Raw genomic sequence first — 23,202 nt, 5'->3', positions numbered from 1 at the left:
CGTCCGGCCAACCGGGCCGGTCGTGCCAAACCCGCCCGCGAGGGAGCGGTTTTCCCTACGATGTGGGAACGGCCTACAAAAGGTGACCGCCTTCACACGCTCGGTCACGGTCGGCGTCACCGACCGCGACCGATGGTCCGCAGCCCACGCGGACCGGCGCCCCGGCGGCGCTCCGCATATGTCGCCATGCGCGGCGCGGAGGCCGTCGGTTAAAGCAGTAACGCCGGTGGAGCGCCGTTCCGACGCCCCGCCAGGCGAACTGATGCAGCCCCCGAGCAGCTGGAGTCCCGTGCTTCGAGACGTCAGAGCCGACGCCGTCGGCTTGTCCGGTCTGCGACTGGCCGTGGCCGCGATGGCGACCTCGGCGGTCCCGTACCGGCCGGGATCCGCGCCGCGCTCGCTCGAACCGCCGGCCGCCCCGCCTGGTGCGCCGGGCGCGCCGCCCCCGGCGCCCACAGTGCCGCCCCCGGCGCCGCCCGAACCGGGGGAACAGCCGGCCGCGGGCGCGGATTCGGACGCAGACCCCGGACCCGAGCCCCGGCACTCGCACAGCCGCCCTCGTTCGCGTGCGCCGCGCCCGCGGCACGCCGGTCCGGACCGCCACGACGAGCGCGCTCAGGACGCGGAGTCGCGCCGGATGCTCGCCCTGGTGGAGTCCGCGCAGGAGGGCGACGGCGAGGCTTTCGGCCGGCTCTACGACGCGTATTCGGACACTGTCTACCGCTACATCTACTACCGGGTCTCCAATCGGTCCCTGGCCGAGGATCTGACCAGCGAGACCTTCCTTCGCGCACTTCGCCGTATCAATACTTTCACCTGGCAGGGGCGCGACTTCGGGGCCTGGCTGGTCACCATCGCCCGCAACCTGGTGGCCGACCACTACAAGTCCAGCCGGTACCGGCTCGAAGTGCCGACCGGCGAGATGCTCGACTCGGACGACACGGTCTCCTCCCCCGAGGACAGCGTGCTGGCCTACCTGTCGAACAAGGCTCTGCTCGACGCGGTCTGCCAGCTCAACTCGCAGCAGCAGGAGTGTGTGACGCTGCGCTTCCTGCACGGCCTGTCGGTCTCCGAAACGGCGAAGATCATGGGCAAGAACGACGGAGCCATCAAAACCCTGCAATATCGGGCGATCCGGACGCTCGCGCGCCTGCTTCCGGCGGAAACGCTGCGGTGATCCCGTACGCCGGCCGCGGGGTGGCGCGCGCCGCCCGGCGCCCCCTGCAGGGGTTGAACCGCGTAACTCGACCGGTGCCGCCGTCGTTGCGCGGGGTAACCACGCGGACACGCGGAAAGATCGAATGTGCAGGAGCAATTGCACGATCCACTCGTCCGGGTGAAAAAGCTTTCCAATCGCGTCCGGGTTGCCGATCAGGGCACAACCTTGCCCAGTCGAGCCGAGTCAAACTTGCGTCGGCGGCCGCGGGCGGCCGGCTTAGGCGGGCGGCCAGGCCGTCCTGGAGGGGACAGGAGGTGGCAGGCGAATGGCACGGCACCGGGGCGGAGCCCAGGAGTTCGACCTCGCGCTGAGCGGCGCGCACGCGAGTGACCAGGCGGGCGCGGCGCACGGTTCGACGGCCCCGCCGGCCGCCCGGATGACGACTCTGGTCGCGATCGCGCACCGGGTCGAGGGCGCCGCCTCTCCGCTGCCCGAAATGGACGAGGCGTTCCGGGCGCGGCTGCGCGAGCGACTGGTGCGGCTCACCCCGGAACTGACCGCCGCGTCCGGGCAGGCCGGACAGGCGGGCCAGTCGCGGCTTCCGGCCCAACGCGGCGGGCGGCACGCCGGACTGCGCCGCCCGGTCGCGACCCGGCGCTCACCGGCCGGCGTCTCCCCTGCATGGCGGCGCCGGCTGCTGGCCGCGGGCGTCGGCGTCGCGGTGGCGACCGGTTCGGTCGGCGGCATCGCCATCGCGTCCGCCGGGGCGGTGCCCGGCGATCCGCTCTACAGCGCGAAGAAGATGTTCGAGAACATCCAGCTGTCGCTGCCCGGTTCGCCTACCGCGCGCGGCGGCCAATACCTGCACCTCGCCGACATCCGGCTGTCCGAGATCGACGCGTTGCTGGCGCGGCGCGACGCCGAGCTGCCAGGTTCGCCGACCGCGGCCTACCTGGATCCGGCGCTCACCGAACTTCGTTCGATGATCTCGGACGGCGGCGCACTGCTGCTCGACCAGGTGCGCGAGCACGGCGACGAGCAGGCACTGCACCTGCTGTCGGACTTCCTGCTCACCGAGCGGCAGCGGGTGGCGGACCTGACCTGGCAGTTGCCGCTGACGCTCCAGCAGCGCCCGCCGCAGATCGTCGCCCTGATGGACGATCTGTACCGCAGGCTCCAGGCAGCGGCCGCCGCGGTACCGCAGCACACCGGTTCCGCGCCGGCGACGGGCGCACCGCCGGGATCGAGCACCACGACCGGTCCGGGAGCCTCTGCGCGGGGAGCCGCGTCGCCGTCCGCGCACCCGTCCGCGCCCGCGAGCGGCGCCGGGGAATCCCCTGCCCCACCCAGCGGCGAGGCGGCGAATTCACCGTCGGCCGGCTCCAGCACACGGCCCTCGGCCTCGGCCTCGACGACGATAGGAGTGCAGCTGCCGTTGCCGATACTGCCGTCCACCGGCGTCAACCTGCCGCCGCTGCTGCCCGGCCTGCCCGGGATCGACCTCGGCCTCGGCGGTGCGGGATCGAGCCCCTCGCCGAGCGGCTGACACACGGTCAGGCCGTGTCAGGGATGCGGCGGCTTCTCGGACGCGGCCTAGGCGGTGTTGGGGAATGCCTCAAGGGGCGAATCCGACAAAGCGGCGGTCGAATCGTTGCCTTGATACATTCCCCAACACCGCCTAGAAGAGGCCTAGAAGAACACCGAGCGGCGCTGGAGCAGCAGCCGGTAGAGCGTGTCCTGGATGGTCTCACGCACCTGGTCGGTCAGGTTGAACACCAGCATCGGGTCCTCGGCCGCACCCGGGTCGTAACCGGAGGTCTCGATCGGATCGCCGAAGGCGATGTACCACTTCGACGGCAACGGGATCAGCCCGAGCGGGCCGAGCCACGGGAAGGTCGGGGTGACCGGGATGTACGGCAGGTTGAGCAGCCGCGCCAGGGGCTTGATGTCGCCGATCTTCGGATAGATCTCCTCCGCGCCGACGATCGCGGTGGGGATGATCGGGGTGCCGGTGCGCAGTGCCGCGGAGACGAAACCGCCGCGGCCGAAGCGCTGGAGCCGATAGCGATCCGCGAAGGGCTTGCCGATGCCCTTGAAGCCCTCCGGCCACACGCCCACCACCTCGCCGCCGAACAGCAGCCGCTCGGCGTCGGGATTGCAGGCCAGGGTGTGGCCGGCCTTGCGGGCCAGTTCACCGACGAACGGCATGGTGAAAACCACGTCCGCGGCCAGCATGCGCAACCGCCGCTGCGCCGGATGGTGGTCGGCGAGGGCAACCTGCGTCATGATCGCGTCCAGTGGCAGGGTGCCGGAGTGATTGGCCACGATCAGCGCCCCACCCTGCGCGGGCACCTTCTCGATGCCGCGGGTCTCCACCCGGAAATAGCGTTCGTACAACGGCCGGCAGGCCCCGAGCAGGACGTTGTCGGTCAACTCCTGGTCGTAGCCGAACTCGTCGACCTCGTAGTCCCCGGTGATGCGCCGGCGCAGAAAGGCCAGGCCGCGCGCGGCGCGCCGCTCCCAGTCCGGGCCGCCCAGCAGTCGGCCGACGGAGTCGATCACATCGGTCGGCGGTCGGCCGGCCGCGTGCGGCGGCGTGTGCTGCTCGCTCACCCGTCCTCCTTCCAGTCGGCCTCGTCCACCGCCGCGTCGGATTCGCGCTGCGCTTCATCGTCGCGCAACGTGCGGCTCTCCCGGCGCACGGCGCGCCCGGCCAGCAGCGAGGTGAGTCGCCGTTCCGCGGCGGCGACCGCGTCCGGGCCGATCAGCGGGCGGGACGCGACGGTCTCAGCGTGCGCGGCGACCGCCTGGGCCGTGCTGTAATGCGGCTTGAGACCGAGCCGGGAGACCATCCGCTCGGTGTCCAGCACCCGGCCGTACGTCAGAAGATTGAGCTGATCCCCGGTGAAGTCGGCCGCGCCGATCCGCTTGAGCAGCGCGCCGAAGGCCGAGGTGGCGAACGCGGGGATCGGCGCGGTCGGTTTGCCGAGACGGCGCGCGATCTGGGAGAGCGTGAGAACACCGGAGCCGGCGATGTTGTACGTGCCCGGATGTGTATCCCCGGCGGCGTAACGCACCGCCCGCACGACGTCGTCGATGTGCACGAACTGAAGCCGCGGATCGAAGCCCAGCACGGTCGGCAGCGCCGGCAGCGAGAGGTAGTCCACGAAGGCGGTCTGCACGTTCGGGCCGAGGAAACTGGCGAAACGCAACACGGTCACCGCGACGTCGGGACGGCGCCGGGTAAACCCCCGCACGTAACCCTCGACCTCGGTGACGTCCTTGCCGTACCCCGATCGCGGCGGCCGGTGCGGCTGGGTGTCCTCGGTGAACAGCGCCGGGTCGCGCGCCGCGCAGCCGTAGACGGCGGCGGAGGACTTGACCACCAGGCGACGCACGCTCGGCGCCTTCTGGCAGGCCGCCAGCAGCTGCATCGTGCCGATGACGTTGCGTTCCTTCATCGCGGTACGGCTACCGGCCTGCGAGGGCGCGGCGAGCACGTCCAAATGCAGCACGGTGTGCGGGCGCACCCGGGCGATCACGGCGGCGACTTCAGGGGTGCGCAGGTCCGCCGAGAGCGTCTCGACGCCCTCGACCCGGTCCTCGGGTGACGGCTCGCGCAGGTCCACCGCGACGATCCGGTCCGCGGGCGGATCCCCGGCCACGCCGTGACGCAGCAGGTCCCGCAGCACGGCCGCGCCGAGGCGCCGGGCGGCGCCCGTCACCAGGATCGTCCCGGATCCGTTCAACCGCGCTCCCGCCTCCTCGCACCGGCACGAGACCGGGGCGGACCGGGCCGCAGCGCGCCCGGGCCCGCGAGAGCCCGAGCGCCGCCGGACGTCAAGACCGCGGCCGCTCGCCTCATGACCGTCGTGCCGCCGCGGCTTACTTCTTGTTGCGACGCTGGATGCGCGTCTTCTTCAGCAGCTTGCGGTGCTTCTTCTTGGCCATGCGCTTGCGGCGCTTCTTGATGACCGAGCCCACTTGGAACCCTCGCTCACTTCGTCACGATGGTGATGATAGGGATCCAGGGTACCCGTCCGCGGCACCGCCCGATAACGCGGTGCGGGTGTCGGCCCGAGCGGCCGGCTCAGTCGGTGCCGACGTAGGCGCCGGAGAGGTACTCGCGGACCGCCTTTGCCGGGACCCGGAACGAGCGGCCGACGCGCACCGCGCTGATCTCTCCCGAGTGCACCATCCGGTAGACGGTCATCTTGGAGACCCGCATCACCCCGGCGACCTCCGCCACCGTGAGAAAGCTCACGTCCTCCAACGCCGTCCCGTCGCCGAACAACCGCGGCGCCTTCGAGGCGTCGTCCGACTCCGGCTCGGAGGACTGGGCATTAGGCATCTGGGTCATCCACCTTTCGCGCAGGCGCGTTGCCATCGGCATCCCCTCCGTCCGATGGTCCATACGCGTGTGCGTGTCGTCTCCCACAGTAGTTGCCCCTGGTGCGAATGGGGAGACCGATTCCGAATTATGGGGATATCCCTACCTCGCCATTACGCTGTCAAAGTGAAACTTGCGCCGGTTTGCGTTCCAGGTGGCGTTGATAGGCAACGCTGATCGCGTTCGCCTTGCGGGTCGGTACGTGAGAGTGCTGATCGACGCCCTAACGGCGCCCTGCGGCGACGTACTGGGCGCGCGCCAGGACGTAATCGCCCAGCAGCGTGTACCGCTCCGGCTCAAGACCGTCGTCCAGCGGCACCGCGACCTGCACCGTGCCCTCGTCTTCGCCGACGAACAACGCCGGATCGTTGCAGTCCGCGAAGCCGATCGCGTCCACGCCGGCCTGCGCGGCGCCCCCGCACCAGCCGTGGTCGGCCACCACGAGGTCCGGCAGCGGCTCGCGGCGCGCGGCCAGTTCCGTCAGCACCGCCCGGATCGGCCGGGCCGCGTGGCTGTGCACCGGGCCCCTCGGGTCTTCTTCGACCACTGCGACGCCGTCCGTGTAGCCGATCTCGAAGCGGCGCCGCCCGCGCGGTGAGGAGGCGTCATAGGACCATCCCCGCGCCGCCTCGACCACGATCCCGCCGGCGGCCCGCAGCACCGCGGCGAAACGCCGGTAGAGCGGCCCGAGGTTGCCCGGATGCCCCGTGGCGAACAGCACCCGCTGACGTTCCCTCAGCGCCACGCCGAAGCGCGCGGCGTAGCGATCCAGGGCGTCGGCGGTGCGCTCCGGGTCGATGGTGTCCTGGCCGGAGCGGTGGTTAAGCAGAGGGCTGACACCGACCTTGCGCGCCATGAGCTCGAGCACCGAGTCCCGGGTCCAGTGCCGGGCGGGGTCCAGGCCGAGCAGGTAGTACGGGTCGCGGTCGGCGAGCAGGCGGTAGTGCAGCAGGTTGTTCTCGCGCGGGGTGGCCACCGGGCCCGCCATCCCGGTCGCCGTCAGGTGCCCGACCAGTGCCTCGCGGGTCGGGTCGAGTCGTGCTGTGACGACCGGAACCAGGGCGCTCATACGTCGAGGGTAGCGGGCGGCCGTCCGGTAGGCAGCGCAATGGGATCGATTTGATCGTTTACCCCACCCGGCCGGCCGGGTCCGGACCCGCAGTCAGGCCCGCGGACCGTCCGCACGGACCGGACCGGACCGGTCAGTCCGTGCGCAGCGCCACCACCGGGTCGAGGCGCCCGGCGCGCCGAGCCGGCACCACGCCGAAGAAGACGCCGACCGCGACGGACACCGCGAAGGCCACGGCGGGCGACCACCAGGCGATCTGCGTCGGCAGCGGGCTGAGCGCGCCGACCGCGGCCGAGATCGCGACGCCGAGCAGGATGCCGATCGCGCCGCCGACCGCGGTCAACAGCACCGCCTCGATCAGGAACTGGAGCGTCACGTCGCGCTGCCGCGCGCCCAGGGCCTTGCGCAGCCCGATCTCGCGGGTGCGCTCCCTGACCCCGACCAGCATGATGTTCGACACCCCGACGCCGCCGACCAGCAGCGAGATCCCGGCGATGGCGGCGAGCACCAGGGTCAGCAGGGAGAGGATCCTGCCGATGGTGCCGAGGATCTGGTCCTGGGTGACCGCGGAGAACCGCTCGCCGGGATACTTGGCGCTCAGCGCGGCGACCAACTGGTCCGACAGCGGCTTGATCCGGTCCGGGGTCGGCGCCTTGACCGCGAGGTCCTGGACCGCGGAGACGCCGAACAGCCGCTGCGCCGCGGTGATCGGGATGTCCACCTGCGAGTCCTGACTCACCCCGAACGCGGAGCCGCGGCGCACGGCGACGCCGACGACGCGGAACCTCACCCCGGCGATCGTGACCGGCCGGCCGACCGGGTCCTCGCCGGGGAAGAGCGCGGAGGCCACGTCCGCGCCGAGGACCACGACACGCGCCCCGGTGTCCACGTCGGCCTTGGTCAGGTATGCGCCCTGCGCGATGGGCCGGTTGAAGATCTGCGGCACGGTCTGGGTGAGGCCCTGCACGGTGGCGAAGAAGTCGAGCGGGCCGGAGCGCACCTCCTCCCCGGAGGTGATGCTCGCGGTCACGTCGTCGGGCGAGCCGACGACGCGCGCGGCCAGGTCGATGTCCGAGTACTGCAGCCGGGAGAGCGAGGGCGCGGTGCCGAACGCGAACTTGCCCGGCACGATCAGGATGATGTTGGAGCCCAGGCCCTCGACCTCGTTCTCCACCATGCTCTTGGCGCCGCCGCCGATCGCCACCAGCACGACCACCGCCGCGACGCCGATGATGACGCCGATCATGGTCAGCAGCGAGCGCAGCCGGTTGGCGGCCAGCGACTCGCCGGCCACCCGCAGGGACTCCAGCGGGTTCACGACCGGACCGCCGCGCCGTGCGCCACGATCGTGTCCTCGACCACGAGGCCGTCCCGGATGCGGATCAGCCTGCGCGCCCGCGCCGCGACCTCGGCCTCGTGCGTCACGAGCACCACCGCGACCCCGCGTTCACCGTTCAGCCTCTCCAGGATCGTCATCACCTCGTCGCCGTTCACGGTGTCCAGGTTCCCGGTCGGCTCATCCGCCAGCAGCACTCGCGGCTCGCCGACGAGCGCCCGCGCGATCGCGACCCGCTGCTGCTCGCCCCCGGACAGCTGGGTGGGCCGGTGCCCCAGCCGATGGCCGAGGCGTACCGCCTCAAGCGCCTCCTTCGCGCGCCGCCTGCGTTCACCGCGCCCGATGCCGCGGTACACCAGCGGCAGCGCCACGTTGTCGAGCGCAGAGGTGCGCGCGAGCAGTTGGAAGGACTGGAAGACGAAGCCGATCTCCTCGTTGCGCACCTGCGCGAGGTCCGCGTCGCCGAGCCGCGCGATGTCGCGGCCACCGACCAGCAGGCTGCCGGAGGTGGGCCGGTCCAGGCAGCCGAGCAGGTGCATCAGCGTGGACTTGCCGGAGCCGGACGGCCCGGTGATCGCGACGTATTCGCCCTCTTCGATACGTAGTGAGACGCCGCGCAGCGCGTCGACGTCGACTCCGTCGAGCCGGTAGACCCGGCGCACGTCGCGGGCCTCGATCGCGGCCGCGACGCCGGGCGCGACGTCAGCCAACGTGGTCACCGTCGGCGACCTTGTCCGCGCCGGCGACCACGATCCGGTCGCCCGCGTTCAGGCCGCCGAGCACCTGCACCGTCTTGTCGCCCTGCGCGCCGAGCTGAATCGGCTGTTTGTGCACCACGCCGCCGCTGACCAGCCACACGCTGGTCACGCTGCCGTCCGTGACCAGCGCGGCCGAAGGCACCGACAGGGCGTGTTGGACCGTCAGCACATCGAGGTCTGCGATGGCGCTCATACCCGGGAGCGGAGCGGGGGCGGTCGAACCGTCGGCGAGGGTGCCGCGGGCGAGGCTGATCCGCACCGTGTAGGTGACGCCGCCCTGCGTCGAGGTGGTGGAGTTCGGGTCCACCGCCGTGACAGTGCCCTGGTAGTCCGCGCCGGGCACCGCGTTGAGCTGGACGTGCGCGCTCACCCCGGGTTTGACCGCCAGCACGTCGGTCTCGTCGACCTGCGCGGTCACCGACAGGCTGGAGGCGTCGGTGATCGTGAACAGCGAGCCGCCGCCGGAGACCGGGCCGCCGACGCTGATCACCGAAGCGCCGGAGCCGGAGCCGGCTGGACCCGCGCCGCCGGAGCCGCCGCCCGCGGCCGCGCCGAGGGCGGAGGCCGCCGACCCGGCGCCGGCGCCGGAGAGCAGTTGGCTGAGCGAGCCGAGACCGGCCGCGCCCGCGCCGGCCTGCCCGGTGCCGAGCGTGACGATCCCGGAGATCGGCGCGGTCACGGTGAGCGCGTCCACGGTGCGCTGCGCCACATCCACGGCGGCCTGTGCCTGGGTCTGCTGCGCCTGGCCGAGGGCGGCCAGGACCTGCGAGGCCGACGCCAGACCCTGCTGGAACTCGGTGACGCTCTGGTCCACCGCGCTGATGGCGGCGTCGTACGAGCTCTGCGTCGCGGCGATCTGGTCGAGCAGCGCCTTGCGCAGCGCGGGATCGGTGATCTTACGCGCCGCCTGCCTCGCCTGGCCGAAGGCCCGGTCGGCGCGGTCGCGCGCCGCCGACTCGGCCCGGGTGAACCCGGCGCCGGTGGTCTGCACCGTGTTGCCCGGACCGGCGGAGCCGCCCGCGGCGGCGGCCTGGTCCGCGGCCTTCTTCGCCTCGGCCAGTTGCTGCCGCGCGGCGGGCGAGGAGAGCACGGCGAGCACCTGGCCGGCGGCGACGTGCTGGCCGTCCTGCACGGCGAGCCGCGCCACGGTTCCGTCGGCCGCCGCGGACAGGACGACCTGCGCCTTCGGCACGATGTTCGCGGGTGCCTGGACGACTTGGGCGACCGTGCCGTACCCGATCGCGGCCACTTTCACCTGCGCGTCAGAGTTCGAAGTGCAACCGGCCAGCGCCGCGGCGGCCGTCGTCAGTGTCAGGAGGAACCCCGCGCCGACCCGAAGTCTGCTCACGCGATACATCGTAAGCAGTGTGTGCCTGCCGGGTCGCAGCCGGGGGTGGGCGGACATCGGGTTCGAAGACGTGCGTGCGTGCCGACGGGCGCTGCCGCGCGCCGCCACCCGTCCACCACGTATGAGGGGCCTGATCAGCTCAGCCCGAGGCCAGCTCCCGCGACCGGTCCCGCGCGGCCTCCAGCGCCGCGAGCAGCGCGGCGCGCACGCCGTGCCGCTCCAGTTCGCGGATCGCCGAGATCGTGGTGCCGGCCGGGGAGGTCACCGCCTCGCGCAGCTTGACCGGGTGCTCGCCCGAGTCACGCAGCATCACCGCGGCGCCGATCGCGGACTGCACGATCAGCTCGTGCGCGGTGGCGCGCGGCAGACCGAGCAGGATCCCGGCGTCGATCATCGCCTCGACCAGGAAATAGAAGTACGCGGGGCCCGACCCGGACAGCGCGGTGACCGCGTCCTGTTGTGACTCGGGCACGCGCACGGTCTTGCCGACGGGCCGGAAGATCTCCTCGGCGCGGCGCAGGTGCTCGTCGGTGGCGTGCGCGCCGGCCGAGATCGCGGACATGGCCTCGTCCACCAGCACCGGCGTGTTCGTCATGACGCGCACGACCGGCAACCCGGGCACGCCGAGGCGCTGCGCGACGAAGGCGGTGGTGATGCCCGCCGCGCCGGAGATCACCAGCCGGTCGGACGGCACGTGCGGGGCGAGTTCCTCCAGCAGCGCGGCCATGTCCTGCGGTTTGACGGTCAGGATAAGCGTGTCGGCTTCTTTCGCCGCCTGCGCGTTCGACGCCGCGGCGACGCCGTAGCGCTCGGTCAGCTCGCGCGCCCGCTCGGCCCGCCGCGCGGTGATCAGCACGTCCGCGGCCGGCTTTCCAGCGCGCAGCATGCCGGAGACCAGCGCCTCGCCCATCTTGCCCGCGCCGAGCACGGCGACCCGCTGGTGCTGAACGCCGCCGGGCTCGGCGGTGCCGTCGTGCGCGGGTGCGATGCCCGTGCTCTGACTCGTCATGCGCCCTTCCTCGTTTCCGGTCCGGTTCGTCGCCGCGCGGCAGGTGCCGTCATCCGACTGCCTGATCGACCTCGTCGTTGCTGCTCGTGAGCGCCGCGTCCCCGGCCGGCGGTTCGGCCGCGCCCGCCAGGTGCCGTCGCGCGTACAGGAGCGCCTCGTGCAGGTCGGCGTCCCGGCCCTCCTGGTCGACCGCGCGGCGGGTGTTGACCTCCAGCACGACGTTCCCGTCGAAGTTGTTGCGGCCCAGCAGCCCGAGGATCTGGGCGCAGGGCTGGTTTCCACGGCCGGGCACCAGATGCTCGTCGGCGTTGGATCCGCTTCCGTCGGCCAGGTGCAGGTGCGCGAGCCGCGTTCCCATCCGCTCCAGCATCGCGAGCGTGTCGGTGCGCGAGGTGGCCGTGTGCGAGAGGTCCAGGGTGAAGTGCGGGTATTCCTGCTCAGTCGGATCCCAGCCGGGGGCGTACGCCTCGACGCCGCGTTCACGCACGATCCGGTTGCGCGGGGTACGCCACGGATACATGTTCTCCACGGCGAACCGCACGTCGGTCTCGTCCTGCATCCGTTTGAGCCCGGCCACGAACTCAGCGGCGTACTTGGTCTGCCACACGAACGGCGGGTGCACGACCACGACCTTCGCGCCGAGCTCGTCCGCGGCCTGCCTGGCCTTGACCAGTTTGAGCCAAGGGTCGGCGCCCCACACGCGCTGCAGGTTCAGCCAGAACAGGCAGGGCGCGTGCACCGCCAGGATCGGCAGGCCGAGCCCGTCGCTGAGCCGCCGCAACGCGTCGATCGACTGGCTGACGGGATCGTTGGTGACCATCACCTCGACGCCGTCGTAGCCCAGCCGCGCGGCCGTGGCGAAGCCGGTGGCCGTGTTCTCCGGGTAGACCGAGATCGTCGAGAGTGCGACTTTGGGCACGTTGACCCTCGCCACTTCGCCGCTGCTGCCGACCGCCCAAGTCACGACACCGAGATTACCCGCACGGCCGGGGCACACCGCCGCTCACAGCCATTCGTCCGGCAGACCGTCGAGACGCCGCAGGATGACACCCTCGCGCAGCGCCCACGGACATATGTCCACCTGGTCTGTCTCGAACAGGTCCATCGCCGCGTCGGCGACGATCGCCCCGGCGAGCAACTGGCGGGCGCGTCCCGAGGAAACGCCGGGCAACGCGGCACGTTCGGCCGTGGTCATGCGGGCGAGCTTCGGCAGCCACTCCCGCAGATCCGCGCGGGCGAGCCGGCGCGGCACGTAGAAGCCCTCGGTGCTCGGCGCGGCCCCGGCGACGCGCGCCAGTTGCCGGAAGGTCTTCGAGGTCGCCACCACCCGGTCGGGCCGGCCGTATCGCACCAGGTCCCCGACGACCTTCGCGATCCCGCCGCGGACGTGCTTGCGCAGCGCGCGCACCGCGTCCTCGTCGGGCGGGTCGCCCGGCAGCCAGTCCTTGGTGAGCCGGGCGGCACCGAACGGCCCGGAGTGGGACACCTCGGGCATCTCGTCGAAACCCGACGCCAGCTCCAGCGAGCCGCCGCCGATGTCGAGCACCAGCAGCCGGCCGGCTGACCAGCCGAACCACCGGCGTACCGCGAGGAACGTCAGGCGCGCCTCCGCTTCGCCGTCCAGGACGCTGAGTTCGACCCCGGTGCGCTCTCTGATCCCGCGCAGTATCCGCTCACCGTTGGTCGCTTCCCGGATGGCGGAGGTGGCGAAGCCGATGAACTCCTCGACGCCCTTGTCCTCGGCGATGACCACGCAGTCCGCGACGAAGGACTCCAGCCGCTCGGCGCCCTGATCCGTGATCGCGCCGTCCTCGCCGATGAGCTCAACGAGCTGCAGCTCGACCTTGTGCGAGAAGGCCGGCAGCGGACGCGCACCCTGATGTGCGTCCACCACGAGCAGGTGCACGGTGTTCGATCCGACGTCCAGAACTCCAAGCCGCATACCCAAGAAGCTAGTGGACGGCGGCCTCACCCGCTGCAAGGTCCGGGGAAAAGGCGAAGCCGTGTGCGTGTCCACAGCTTGTGGACACGCACACGGCCCGCGATCCCGATCCCTGCCGCGGACGCGGTCAAGCGGTGATCAACGCTCACCGCTCAGTTCAGGACGACCGTGACCGGTAGCCTCGCGGCCGAGGCGTTCCCGATCTGGGCATTGGCCGAGTTGGCGATCGGATGCACGAGCGAGACTCCGACGGACGCCGTCCCGTTCGACACGTGGTACTGCGCGGGCAGCTTGTCCGACGAAGCGGGGTCGAGCTGGAGCCGGTATCGGAACGTCACGCTCTGTCCGGGCCCGAGATCGAACGGGGGCACCTGCACGACCCCGGGGCTCAGCACGAAGTCCATACCGCTGCCCTCGGTGTCGTAGAACTGTGTCTTCCAGGTGCCGCCTGCCGAGTCCCAGCGCTGGAGCACGCCCGGGGGCATGATCGGTAGCGGCGTGTTGACGCAGGTGCACCTTCCGAGCGAGACGACCGGCGTGATGTTCCGGATCGTGTCGTTGCTCTCGTTGGTGACGCCGACGGTGAACTCGATCGCGCTGCCGCCGAGGCGCAGCGTCGTCGAGCCTGTGGCGTTGATGGAGGCGGCGAGCGGATGCGTGGTCGCCGGGCAGTGGCCGCCGTACACGCACAGGTTGCTTTCGAGATCCGCGAGGAACGTCAGGTCATTGCGCGAATCGTCCACCGTCGGGTTTCCGCCGAACCAGACCATTTCGAGGGCGTCGCCGCGCTGGACGAAGAACTCGTGGTTGTCGGCGGGGATGTCCGCCGGCTGCGCGGGGCTGCCCTGGGCAGTGCGGAAGGTGTGTACCCAGGCGTAACCGCCGTCGAGTGTCTCGGTCTGCTGGACGGTTCCGGTCATCGGTACACCGTTGACGCCCGTCGCCGGTTCGGGGCAGTGCGCGTAGTCGTTCTGGACCGTACCCAGCGCCTGCTCAGCCGCGCCGTTCGAGCGGAAGAAGAACAGGACCTGGTCCGCCCCGACCGGAGAGCCGCCCATGGTCGCGCCGTACGTCAGCTCCTGATATCCCAGCGCGCCGAGATGCGTGAGGGTGTCGGCGGAGTGGCAAGAGTAGAACCACTGCCGGTCGGCCGTGTGGATCGCGGGCCGGGCCATGTTCGCCGTCCAACTGCCGGGGGTGAGCGCGAACGCGCCGGCAGAGGTCCATGCGCCGGGCACGATGGTGTTCAGGTCGCCGATCATGCCGGACCCGGTGGCACCGGCGCCGGGGCTGGCGCCGGCGCTCGGCGAGCCGGGCGTGCTCGGGCCGGCGCTGGGTGACGGCGGCGCACTGCCAGCGTCCGGCGTCGCGGTTCCCGAGTTCGTGATGGGCTTCGGCGTGCCTCCGTGTCCGGCGGCAACGGCCAGGGCCACTGTGGCCGACCCGCCGACCAGCACGGTCGCCGCCACGCAAGCCACGGCGCGCTGGCGAACAGAGCGCTGCCGCCCCCGCCGTCGCGCGGCGTCGGCGCCTACCGGCGTGGCAGACGCGGATGCGCTCTGCGCGATGGCGGACAACAGATTCTGGAAGCTTTCAGGCATCGGTCTCTACTCCTCTCCGGCTTCGGTGCGCAGGATCGTCTTCGTCTGAAGGGTTCCGGGCGCAGTGTCGGCGAACTCGGATACGTACGGCGCCATGGCTTTGCGCCCCCTGGACAGCCATGCTTTGACCGTTCCGGCGGGCGACGCGGTCTCGTCCGCGATCTCGTCGACCGAAAGGCCGACGAGGTAGTGCAACACGATCACACGCCGCTGGTCGGCGGAGATCCTGCGCAGCGCGGACATCAGCGCGAGATGGTCGGGGCTCAGGCCGGGCGAGAACCCCCGGCCCTCGCCGTGTCTGCCGTGCGCCAGCAGTCGGTTCTTCGCCTTGCGCCCCGCGGAAACCGCTATCCGGTAGGCGACTGTCCTGATCCAAGCCTCGGGAGCGCCGTACTCGCGTACCTTGTCCCATCGTTGCCAGGCACGTGCATATGCCTCTTGAACCGCATCCTCCGAGTCGGCCAAGCTCCCCGTCATCGCGTAGAGCTGGCCTACCAGTCTCCGGAACGATGCGGCGTAGAACTCGTCGAATCCGAGCTCATCACCCATCGCCTCCCCCCTCCTCGATCCCCTCGCCGCCCTGCGACGTCCACGACGCCGTCGTGAACTCACGCCTGAAGGCGAGGTCCGGTTGCACTCGGTGCGGCGTTTTTTCCGGCGCGGCATATGGTCGGACCGCCGGGGCGCTCTTAGGCTTGACCTGTGCCCGAAGTAAACCTCGACTTCCCCAGAGCCTGGGTCGAGTTCCCCGATCCGGACAACCCCGAGCAGGTTTTCCGCGCGGACTTGACCTGGCTCTGCTCGCGCTGGCGGTGCATCTGGGGCTCTGGCTGTCAGGGCATTCACGCGGACCGGCCCGCCGACGGCTGCTGCACGCTCGGCGCGCATTACTCGGACGCCGCCGACGAGAAGCGGGTGCGCGAGGCCGCGCGCCGGCTGACCGCGGACACCTGGCAGTTCCACCGCGAGGCGGCCCGGCGCGGCGGCCGGCTGGCGATCACCGAGATCGACCCGGACGGCGACCGGCAGACTCGTGTACAGGAGGGTGCCTGCATCTTCCTCAACCGGCCCGGGTTCCCCGGCGGCGCGGGTTGCGCGCTGCACGCCCTGGCGCTGCGCGAGGGTCGCCATCCGCTGGAGACCAAGCCGGATGTGTGCTGGCAGCTGCCGATCCGGCGCACCTACGACTGGATCCAGCGCCCGGACGACAGCAAGGTGCTGCTGATCACGATCGGCGAGTACGACCGGCGCGGCTGGGGTCCCGGCGGCCACGACCTGAACTGGTGGTGCACCGGGAACACGGAGGCGCACACGGCCTCCGATCCAGTGTACGTGTCGTACGAGGCGGAGCTCATCGAGCTGATGGGACGGGCCGCTTACGAAACGCTCGCCGCACTGTGCGCCTCGCATCTGGCGTCGAAGGAACCGCTCGCGCCGCACCCGGCCTCGGTTCGCTGAAGCCGGGAGCCGCGCGCGGGCGCCGGGTGTGAACCGGCACGGGTTCGGCGCGGCTATGCGGCGGCCGGCGACGACGGGGCCGATCCCCGGCTGCCGCCTCTTCTCAAGGCGACGGTGTGCGTGAGTCGCGCCGCCGCCGGGTGCGCGCTGTGCGCCGAGGCGTCGGCGGTCGGGGGCGCGGGCGCGGTCGATCCGCCGGACGGGCTGCCGGGCGGCGTCGAACCTGTCGCGCCGCCGGAGGCCGACGGGCTCGCCGGCGCGCTGGATGCGTCGCTGCTCCCGCCCTGAAACACCACCACCGAGCCGCCCGGTGCGAACGCGACCTTGCTGGTCCACGGCCCGGTCGGGGCCGCGGCTGTGGCCGTCGCGGTGATCGTCAGGGACTGCCCGCCGTCGAGCGTGCCGGAACCGCGGCTGAGCACGATCCAGGAGTCCTGCGGCGTCGCCTGCCAGGACACCGGCGCGCTGCCGGTGTTGCGCAGCAGGATGGTCACGCTGTTCGGGTCCGCGGCACGCTGGTTGACGCTGACGTGGAAGTCGGCGGCTGCCGCGCTCGGGCCGGAGGCCGGGCCGGAACCGGGATCCGGTGCGCCGCCCGCCGGATCGCTCGGGTCTCCGGCGGCGGCCCCGGGTGCGCGGACGCCGGTACGACGCACCTTCAACACGCCGGCTGACGATGAGGCGGCCGGCAGCGGCGCCGAGCTCACGGAAGCGGTCAGCCGGCCGCCACCCCCGGGAACGCTCACAGAGCCCTGCGACGGGGTGGATTCCGAGAGCCGCGTCGTGTGACCGTCCGAGTCGGTCCCGAGCAGCGCGCTCGCGGTCGCCGCGGCGGCACCGACCGCGGTGAGCGCCACGGCGGAGAGCACCGCCTGCCGCAGGGGTCGCGGTCTGCGCCGCGCCGGACGGGGCTGGTTGCCGGGGACGGCAGGATACGCATTCACGACGCGCACGTCCGCGAGTTGCACCGACGGGGTGTGCGCATTCACGTCCGGGGGCAGCACGCGGGCAGCCCAACTGCCCGGCGCGCAGTAGAAGTCCGCTGACTCCGCGTCAAAGCTCTTTTCAGCCTGCGGCCAGACGCGCGGTGCGGCGGTGTCCGCGCGGTGTTCGACGACGCGTCCCGTCTTCACGTCGGGGACGATCACCGGTGCGGTGACGTCCGGCGGCGGCTCGGTCCGCCCGGGGCGCGCCGCGCCGGACCGAGGTGCTGCGGCTCGGCGGCCGGCGCGGCCGCGTCCGGGCGGTGACGGCGGGGTCTTGGGGAAGCCGTCCGGCGTGAAGCGCCGGATCCGGGCGGCGATCAGGTCGTGGTCGACGCCGGCGCGTGAGGCCAGGTCCGGGTCGCGCAACTCGGCCAGGACGAGCTTGCGCAGCGAGCGCGGCGCGGCGATGAAAGGCAGGATCGTCGGCGCGGATGGAGTGCCGATGACTGTGTGCAGGTAATGCTGGCAACGTGTGCACGCGTCGACGTGATCGGTAAGCGGCGTCCGCAACCGCGCCGTGAGGCGACCGGGCCAATCGCGGGTCAGTTCGGCGAGTCGCGCGCAGTGTTCTCGCGACGCTTTCGCGACGGCCGCGGCGGCTAGTGAGCGTTCCAGTTCGCGCCACGCGTCCGCGAGCACGCCGAAGCCGGGGGCGTCGGCGCCGTCGCCATCGCCATCGCCCGCCGCCTCGGTCTCTCGGCCGCGGGCCGCGCCCTGTCCCAGCCCGAGCACCAGCCCGAGGCCGTTGCTGTCGAGGCCGTGCCGGATGGTCAGTTCCAGGATTTCGCGGTGCGCCGGGTCCAGTCCCTCGGATTCGGGCCACTCCAGCGAGTGGAACTCGGCGCGACGCAGGTTGCGCTCCAGCGCCGCCAGCGACCCGGTCGGATCCGCGGCGCCGGCCGGAGGGTGCAGCCTCCAGGAGACCGGTGCCGGATCGGCGGCGGAATCACGGGGTGCGGCGCTGCGCAGGTGGCACTCGTGCCGGAGGATCGCGTAGAGCCAGGGTTGGATGTGGTCTGGCTGCCGCAGTTGCGTGACATTCCGGTCCGCGATGACGAACGCGCAGTAGAGCGCGTCGACCGCGGCATCGTGGTCGCCGAGTGACCAGATCGCGTACGTGTGCAGGCCGTCCCCGTATGCGTCGTAGGCCGCAGCTCGACCCCAGCCGTCTGCCGCGTCGCCGGTCGGACGGAACGGCTCGGTCCGCAGCGGCTTGCCGAGCACGTCGAGCGCGCCGGGATCTTCGGCGTGCCACCTGTCGCGGGAATCGTCAGCCTTCACGAGGGTGACGGTATGCGGTACCGCATGCCGACATGCCGTACTCGCTGGTCTATCGCCCGAGTGAGTGACAACGCATGACCGTAGAACCACTCACGCGGGTGAGCTTTGCCGAACTCGGGTCAGGGAGTAGTGCTGCTAGCCGACGGAGACGCGGGCGCAGATGGTGTAGTCGGCGATGAGGACGGTGTCGTCGGCGGTGTGCTCGACGTGGTCGTCGGCGGGTTCGACGGCGGCTTCGTGGTCGGCTTGGACGGCGGCGTGGTCGTGGTGACCGACCGCGGCGTCGTCATCTGGGCCGCCGGAACCGACGTTTGAGCAGAGGGCGAAGCCGATACCGATGCCGACGTGGAAGCGGATGCGGAGGGCGTCAAGGGCAGCAGTAGATCCGTGGGAGTCGCGCTGTTCGTCATACTCGCCGACGCGCTGGCACCGCCGGTCGCGTTCGCGGCCGGGCTGGTCGGGGGCGAATGCTGGCCCACCATCACGTACAGCAGCACGCCGAGAGCCGCAACCGCCGCCGCGAAACCGGCCGGCACCAGCCACTTGCGCCCCCCTCTCGCGCCGCCACGCGCGCCGGCCAGCGGAAAACCGTTCTCGTCGAACCGGCCGGCCCGCTCCGCGATCCGCGCCGCGAACGCCGCGCCGGCCGGATCACGCAGGCTCTCCAGCACCCGGGAACGCACGCCCGGCGGCATGAACGAATGCGGCAACTCCTCGAACAAGCGCAGCGGCCGGCGGTTCTTCACGGTCGCGCTGCAGACGGTGCACTTCTCGACATGCCGTATCGCCGACTGCACCCAGGCAGCCACGCCGCGGCCATCGAGCTGGTCGAACCTGCGCCCCAGCTCCGCCGCCTCCTGGCACTTCGGGTCACCTGTGCGCGCGGCCAGCACGACGAGCAGCGCATGCTCAAGGTCCGCCTGCGCCACCCCGACCTGATCCGTCGCCTCCTGCTCGGAGATCCCGAGCACCCGCGCCAGGTCGGTGTCCACGAGGCGGTGCCGGAAAGCCAGGTCCAGGACCTCGCGGGTCTCCGGCGGCAGCATCGCGTAACAGTCGAGCGTAAGCCGGGCGAGCCGGTCTCCGCGCGCCGCGTCGCCCGCGTCCGCCGGGACCTCCTCGCTGACTCCGACGCGATGACACTCGGCGCGCGTCAGCGCGTAGAGCCACGCCCCGAGCTCATCGGGCTGACGCAGCTCGCGAATGCGATTGACCGCCACGATGAAGGCGTCCCGCAACGCGTCGCCGGCAACCTTGTGGTCCCCGAGCAGTTCGTGACAGTACGCGTACAGTCGCGTTCCGTATATGTCATAGATTTGGCCGGCCGCGAGCCGGTCGCCAGCCCTCAGTGCGGTAACCAATTCGCGGTCAGTCACGGAAGGCAAGGTAAGCCATAGGGTGATTTGACTTCCACTACACAGCCAAACTCGGGGCCGCAAAACGTCCTGAAACAGACAATTGCACCGCAATGCCGGTCACCGGCCGAGCACCACCTGATCGCGCATCAGATTCGGGCCGCTCGCGGCACGACGGGTTTATCCACAGCCACGAGGTATCGGCGGACGCGGTGTCCCCACGACCCGCTACCGTCAGGGACCATGGCGTCGACGACACGATCTGCCCGCTCCACCGCACCACGCGACGGGTTCCGCTGCGGCGAGTGCGGTATGACCACGGTCAAGTGGGTCGGTCGCTGCCCCGAATGCCAGGCATGGGGCACCGTCGAGGAGATCGGCGCGCCCAAGCCCCACACCGTCAAGGCCGGGCCGGTCACCACGCCGGCCCGCCCGATCGGCCAGGTGGATGCGGCCACCGCGAAGGCCCGGCCGACCGGTGTACCCGAACTCGACCGCGTCCTCGGCGGCGGTATCGTGCCCGGCGCCGTGATCCTGCTGGCCGGCGAGCCCGGGGTGGGCAAGTCCACGCTGCTGCTTGAGGTCGCCGCGGCCGGCGCCTCGCCGGACCGGCCGGTCCTGGTGGTCACCGGCGAGGAGTCCACGGCGCAGGTGCGGCTCCGCGCCGACCGGATCGGCGCCGTGGCCCCCGACCTGTACCTCGCCGCCGAGACGGACCTGGCCGCCGTGCTCGGCCACATCGAACAGGTGCGGCCGAGCCTCCTGGTCCTCGACTCGGTGCAGACCGTCGCCTCGGCGCAGGTCGACGGCGTACCCGGCGGCGTCACCCAGGTCCGCGAGGTCAGCGCCGCGCTCATCCGGGTCGCCAAGGAGCGGGACCTGGCCGTGATCCTGGTCGGGCACGTCACCAAGGACGGTTCGATCGCCGGGCCGCGGGTGCTGGAGCACCTCGTGGACGTGGTCCTCCAGTTCGAGGGCGACCGGCACTCCCCGTTGCGGCTGGTGCGCGCGATCAAGAACCGTTACGGGCCGACCGACGAGATCGGCTGCTTCGAGATGCACGACTCCGGTATCAGGGGCCTGCCCGACCCGTCCGGTCTCTTCCTGACCCGGCGGACCGAACCGGTGTCCGGGACCTGCGTCACGGTCACCCTGGAAGGCCGCCGCCCGCTCGTGTGCGAGGTGCAGGCGCTCGTCGCGCAGTCGAACCTGCCGCAGCCGCGGCGCGCCACCTCGGGCCTGGACTCCTCGCGGGTCTCCATGGTCATGGCGGTGCTCGAACGGCGCGGGCGCGTCCCGCTCGGCAAGCACGACGTGTTCGCGGCCACCGTCGGCGGCGTGCGCCTGGTGGACCCGGCCGCGGATCTCGCGGTCGCGCTCGCGATGGCCACCGGCACGATGGACCGGCCGCTGCCCGCAGCCGTCGTCGCCTTCGGCGAGGTCGGGCTCGCCGGGGAGGTGCGGCCGGTCACCGGCCTGAACCGGAGACTGTCCGAAGCGGCCAGGCTCGGGTTCCGCACCGCGCTGGTCCCGCGGGTCGCAGAGGGGCAGGAAGCGCCCAAGGTTCCGGACGGGATGCGGATAGTCGAGTTCGCAGACATCGCGGACGCCCTGGCCACACTTCATCAGATGATCAACCGGTAAACTTGGGAACAGTATCGACGAAGCCCCCGACGAACACCGTCCCTGCGACCAGGAGCGCCATGGCTGCCCACGAACGCGCCGCGGATCACACGCAGCGCGCCACCTTGGCGGCGCTCGCCCCCGGCACGCCGCTGCGCGACGGCCTCGAGCGCATCCTGCGCGGCAACACCGGCGCCCTGATCGTGCTGGGCTTCGACAGGACCGTCGAGAGCATCTGTACCGGCGGCTTCGTGCTCGACGTGGAGTTCTCCGCGACCCGGCTGCGCGAGCTGTGCAAGATGGACGGCGGAGTGGTGCTGGACCGCGACTGCACCCGGATCGTGCGCGCCGGCGTGCAGTTCGTGCCGGATCCGGCCATCCCGACCGTCGAGACCGGCACGCGGCACCGCACCGCGGAGCGCGTGAATCGGCAGACCGGCTTCCCCGTGGTCTCGGTCAGCCAGTCGATGCGGCTGATCGCGCTCTACCACGACGAGAAGCGCACCGTGCTGGAGGACTCCGGGGTCATCCTGTCCAAGGCGAACCAGGCCCTGGCCACGCTCGAGCGCTACAAACTGCGCCTGGACGAAGTCGCCGGGACGCTCTCCGCGCTGGAGATCGAGGACCTGGTGACCACGCGCGACGTGGCCCAGGTCGCACAGCGGCTGGAGATGGTGCGCCGGATCGCGGTCGAGATCGAGGGCTATGTCGTGCAACTCGGCGTGGACGGCAGGCTGCTCGAGCTGCAACTCGACGAGCTGGTCGCCGGCGTCGAACCGGAGCGGGAGCTGGTCGCGCGCGACTACCTTCCGGAGCGCGGCGGCCGACGCCACCGCACGGTCGAGGACACGCTGCACGATCTCGACCGCCTCACCCGACCCGAGCTGCTGGAGCTGGGCACCGTCGCCAAGGCGCTCGGATTCAGCGGCGCGGCCGAGACGCTGGATTCGGCGGCCTCTCCGCGCGGCTACCGGCTGCTGGCGAAGGTCCCGCGGCTGCCCAGCACGGTGATCGACCGGCTCGTGGAGCACTTCGGCGGACTGCAGAAACTGCTCGCGGCCTCCGTCGCGGACCTTCAGGCCGTCGAGGGAGTCGGCGAGACGCGTGCACGCACCGTGCGCGAGGGCCTCTCCCGCCTCGCCGAGTCCTCGATCCTGGAGCGCTACGTCTGACGCGGCGTTCGCGCCGGTTCCGCCGGCGCACCGGCCGATCGACGCGCGTGGCCGCTTCGCCCGCGGAACCCCGCGCCGTCACTGAAGCGTGAACTGCACCGAGGCCGCGCTCACCCCGCTCACCGCCGCGGTCACCGCGTACGAGCCGGCGCCGACCGGCTGAGGTGTGGCGGCGCAGCCCGCCGGGGACTGCACGCGGGTCCACTTCACCGGCTCGGTGAAGCCGTCCGCGGGCCCGAGCACGCGCAAGTCCTCCTTGCTGGTGTTGCAGATCGCGCTCGACCACACCTGCGCATTCGAATCGACGGAGGTGACGGTCACCACCACGCCCTTGCCCGAGACGTCGAAGCGGCAGTTGCCCGTCCCCTGGTTGCGCAGGATCACGTTGAAGGCCGGGTCCTGGCCCGAGGCGTACACCGGCGGGCCGCTCGGCGAGGTCTTGTCCAGCTGAACCTGGACGGACAGCACGCAGCCGGTCGACCCCACCGGCACGCCACCGACCGAGCCCGAACCGCTGCCACTGCCGCCGCCGGTTCCGGAACCGCCGCCACCGCCCGCCGCGCCGTTGCCGCCGCTCCCGCCGGCCGGCGCGGACGCCGTGCCCGAGGCGGTCGGCCCGGTGACAGGGTACGAATTTATCGGCGGCAGCGAACCGGTCGGGACCGCTCCCGGTGTGATGATCGTGGAACTACTGCTCGGACTGGCGCCCGCACCC

21 protein-coding genes are annotated in these 23,202 nt (G+C 71.6%); 5 read left to right on the top strand and 16 right to left on the bottom strand.

What is annotated here, in order from left to right:
• Window positions 1-262: 262 nt before the first annotated feature.
• Both KGA66_RS30260 and KGA66_RS18525 read left to right on the top strand, forming a co-directional pair.
• Window positions 263-1,177 carry an ECF subfamily RNA polymerase sigma factor, BldN family gene (locus tag KGA66_RS30260; protein WP_246508065.1) on the top strand — a complete coding sequence of 305 codons (915 nt, stop codon included), beginning with the start codon at window positions 263-265 and terminating at the stop codon, window positions 1,175-1,177.
• 307 nt (window positions 1,178-1,484) lie between these two features.
• Window positions 1,485-2,705, top strand: a complete 1,221-nt coding sequence (locus tag KGA66_RS18525) for a DUF5667 domain-containing protein (protein WP_211469417.1) — start codon at window positions 1,485-1,487, stop codon at window positions 2,703-2,705.
• A 143-nt stretch (window positions 2,706-2,848) separates the two neighbouring features.
• Here KGA66_RS18525 and KGA66_RS18520 read toward each other — a convergent pair whose 3' ends face one another.
• The 13 genes from KGA66_RS18520 to KGA66_RS18460 all read right to left on the bottom strand — a co-directional run bounded on the left by KGA66_RS18520 (window position 2,849) and on the right by KGA66_RS18460 (window position 15,161).
• Window positions 2,849-3,814: a lysophospholipid acyltransferase family protein gene (locus KGA66_RS18520; protein ID WP_438822057.1), complete on the bottom strand. Its 966-nt coding sequence runs from the start codon at window positions 3,812-3,814 to the stop codon at window positions 2,849-2,851.
• Complete coding sequence (locus KGA66_RS18515) at window positions 3,769-4,908, bottom strand: NAD-dependent epimerase/dehydratase family protein (protein ID WP_211469415.1); 1,140 nt, start codon at window positions 4,906-4,908, stop codon at window positions 3,769-3,771. The genes KGA66_RS18520 and KGA66_RS18515 overlap by 46 nt, the downstream gene beginning before the upstream one ends.
• Before the next feature lie 136 nt (window positions 4,909-5,044).
• A complete protein-coding gene (locus KGA66_RS18510) occupies window positions 5,045-5,143 on the bottom strand; it encodes a 30S ribosomal protein bS22 (protein WP_018654693.1) in 99 nt (32 codons plus the stop codon).
• Window positions 5,144-5,249: 106 nt separating this feature from the next.
• The gene (locus tag KGA66_RS18505) at window positions 5,250-5,453 is read right to left on the bottom strand and encodes a helix-turn-helix domain-containing protein (protein ID WP_369015897.1); all 204 of its coding nucleotides are present in this window, start codon (window positions 5,451-5,453) and stop codon (window positions 5,250-5,252) included.
• Between the two features lie 319 nt (window positions 5,454-5,772).
• Window positions 5,773-6,618, bottom strand: a complete 846-nt coding sequence (locus tag KGA66_RS18500; RefSeq protein ID WP_211469413.1) for a phosphatase — start codon at window positions 6,616-6,618, stop codon at window positions 5,773-5,775.
• A gap of 133 nt (window positions 6,619-6,751) precedes the next feature.
• Complete coding sequence (locus KGA66_RS18495; RefSeq protein ID WP_211469412.1) at window positions 6,752-7,936, bottom strand: ABC transporter permease; 1,185 nt, start codon at window positions 7,934-7,936, stop codon at window positions 6,752-6,754.
• Window positions 7,933-8,673 (bottom strand): ABC transporter ATP-binding protein, encoded by a 741-nt coding sequence (locus KGA66_RS18490; RefSeq protein ID WP_312886970.1) that lies wholly within the window; start codon window positions 8,671-8,673, stop codon window positions 7,933-7,935. The genes KGA66_RS18495 and KGA66_RS18490 overlap by 4 nt, the downstream gene beginning before the upstream one ends.
• Window positions 8,657-10,060 (bottom strand): efflux RND transporter periplasmic adaptor subunit, encoded by a 1,404-nt coding sequence (locus KGA66_RS18485; RefSeq protein ID WP_211469411.1) that lies wholly within the window; start codon window positions 10,058-10,060, stop codon window positions 8,657-8,659. Before KGA66_RS18485 ends, KGA66_RS18490 begins: the two co-directional genes overlap by 17 nt.
• 139 nt (window positions 10,061-10,199) lie before the next feature.
• Entirely contained in the window at window positions 10,200-11,069 is an 870-nt protein-coding gene (gene proC, locus KGA66_RS18480; RefSeq protein ID WP_211469410.1) for a pyrroline-5-carboxylate reductase, read from the bottom strand.
• Window positions 11,070-11,118: 49 nt separating this feature from the next.
• A complete protein-coding gene (locus KGA66_RS18475; RefSeq protein WP_211469409.1) occupies window positions 11,119-12,033 on the bottom strand; it encodes a sugar phosphate isomerase/epimerase family protein in 915 nt (304 codons plus the stop codon).
• 39 nt (window positions 12,034-12,072) lie between these two features.
• Complete coding sequence (locus tag KGA66_RS18470; protein WP_211469408.1) at window positions 12,073-13,011, bottom strand: Ppx/GppA family phosphatase; 939 nt, start codon at window positions 13,009-13,011, stop codon at window positions 12,073-12,075.
• Between the two features lie 152 nt (window positions 13,012-13,163).
• The gene (locus tag KGA66_RS18465; protein ID WP_211469407.1) at window positions 13,164-14,612 is read right to left on the bottom strand and encodes a hypothetical protein; all 1,449 of its coding nucleotides are present in this window, start codon (window positions 14,610-14,612) and stop codon (window positions 13,164-13,166) included.
• A 6-nt stretch (window positions 14,613-14,618) separates the two neighbouring features.
• Window positions 14,619-15,161 carry a SigE family RNA polymerase sigma factor gene (locus KGA66_RS18460; protein ID WP_211469406.1) on the bottom strand — a complete coding sequence of 181 codons (543 nt, stop codon included), beginning with the start codon at window positions 15,159-15,161 and terminating at the stop codon, window positions 14,619-14,621.
• A 153-nt stretch (window positions 15,162-15,314) separates the two neighbouring features.
• On the opposite strand from KGA66_RS18460, the gene KGA66_RS18455 reads away from it, so the two are divergent.
• Window positions 15,315-16,070 (top strand): DUF3109 family protein, encoded by a 756-nt coding sequence (locus KGA66_RS18455; RefSeq protein ID WP_211469405.1) that lies wholly within the window; start codon window positions 15,315-15,317, stop codon window positions 16,068-16,070.
• A gap of 53 nt (window positions 16,071-16,123) precedes the next feature.
• Here the strand turns inward: KGA66_RS18455 and KGA66_RS31715 are convergent, their stop codons facing one another.
• Both KGA66_RS31715 and KGA66_RS18445 read right to left on the bottom strand, forming a co-directional pair.
• Complete coding sequence (locus KGA66_RS31715; RefSeq protein WP_211469404.1) at window positions 16,124-18,337, bottom strand: BACON domain-containing protein; 2,214 nt, start codon at window positions 18,335-18,337, stop codon at window positions 16,124-16,126.
• A 119-nt stretch (window positions 18,338-18,456) separates the two neighbouring features.
• Window positions 18,457-19,713, bottom strand: coding sequence for an RNA polymerase sigma factor (locus KGA66_RS18445; RefSeq protein WP_211469403.1), 1,257 nt, complete (start codon window positions 19,711-19,713; stop codon window positions 18,457-18,459).
• Between the two features lie 222 nt (window positions 19,714-19,935).
• Between KGA66_RS18445 and radA the strand changes: the two genes are divergently transcribed.
• Both radA and disA read left to right on the top strand, forming a co-directional pair.
• Window positions 19,936-21,336, top strand: a complete 1,401-nt coding sequence (gene radA, locus KGA66_RS18440; protein ID WP_211469402.1) for a DNA repair protein RadA — start codon at window positions 19,936-19,938, stop codon at window positions 21,334-21,336.
• Window positions 21,337-21,395: 59 nt separating this feature from the next.
• Complete coding sequence (gene disA, locus KGA66_RS18435) at window positions 21,396-22,487, top strand: DNA integrity scanning diadenylate cyclase DisA (RefSeq protein ID WP_211469401.1); 1,092 nt, start codon at window positions 21,396-21,398, stop codon at window positions 22,485-22,487.
• Between the two features lie 78 nt (window positions 22,488-22,565).
• Here the strand turns inward: disA and KGA66_RS18430 are convergent.
• Window positions 22,566-23,202: hypothetical protein (locus KGA66_RS18430; protein ID WP_211469400.1), on the bottom strand; the 637-nt coding region annotated here is incomplete at its 5' end.

The sequence above is a fragment of the Actinocrinis puniceicyclus genome, from assembly GCF_018283645.1.
In the GTDB taxonomy this organism is placed as follows: Bacteria; Actinomycetota; Actinomycetes; order Streptomycetales; family Catenulisporaceae; genus Actinocrinis; species Actinocrinis puniceicyclus.
Note: the sequence above shows the minus strand (reverse complement) of the source record. Positions and strands in the feature narration are given on the sequence as shown.

Coding starts and splice junctions, on each gene's coding strand:
- KGA66_RS30260 (WP_246508065.1), top strand. CDS start 263: ATGCAGCCCCCGAGCAGCTGGAGTCCCGTGCTTCGAGACGTCAGAGCC.
- KGA66_RS18525 (WP_211469417.1), top strand. CDS start 1,485: ATGGCACGGCACCGGGGCGGAGCCCAGGAGTTCGACCTCGCGCTGAGC.
- KGA66_RS18500 (WP_211469413.1), bottom strand. CDS start 6,618: ATGAGCGCCCTGGTTCCGGTCGTCACAGCACGACTCGACCCGACCCGC.
- proC (WP_211469410.1), bottom strand. CDS start 11,069: ATGACGAGTCAGAGCACGGGCATCGCACCCGCGCACGACGGCACCGCC.
- KGA66_RS18470 (WP_211469408.1), bottom strand. CDS start 13,011: ATGCGGCTTGGAGTTCTGGACGTCGGATCGAACACCGTGCACCTGCTC.
- KGA66_RS18465 (WP_211469407.1), bottom strand. CDS start 14,612: ATGCCTGAAAGCTTCCAGAATCTGTTGTCCGCCATCGCGCAGAGCGCA.
- KGA66_RS18460 (WP_211469406.1), bottom strand. CDS start 15,161: ATGGGTGATGAGCTCGGATTCGACGAGTTCTACGCCGCATCGTTCCGG.
- radA (WP_211469402.1), top strand. CDS start 19,936: ATGGCGTCGACGACACGATCTGCCCGCTCCACCGCACCACGCGACGGG.
- disA (WP_211469401.1), top strand. CDS start 21,396: ATGGCTGCCCACGAACGCGCCGCGGATCACACGCAGCGCGCCACCTTG.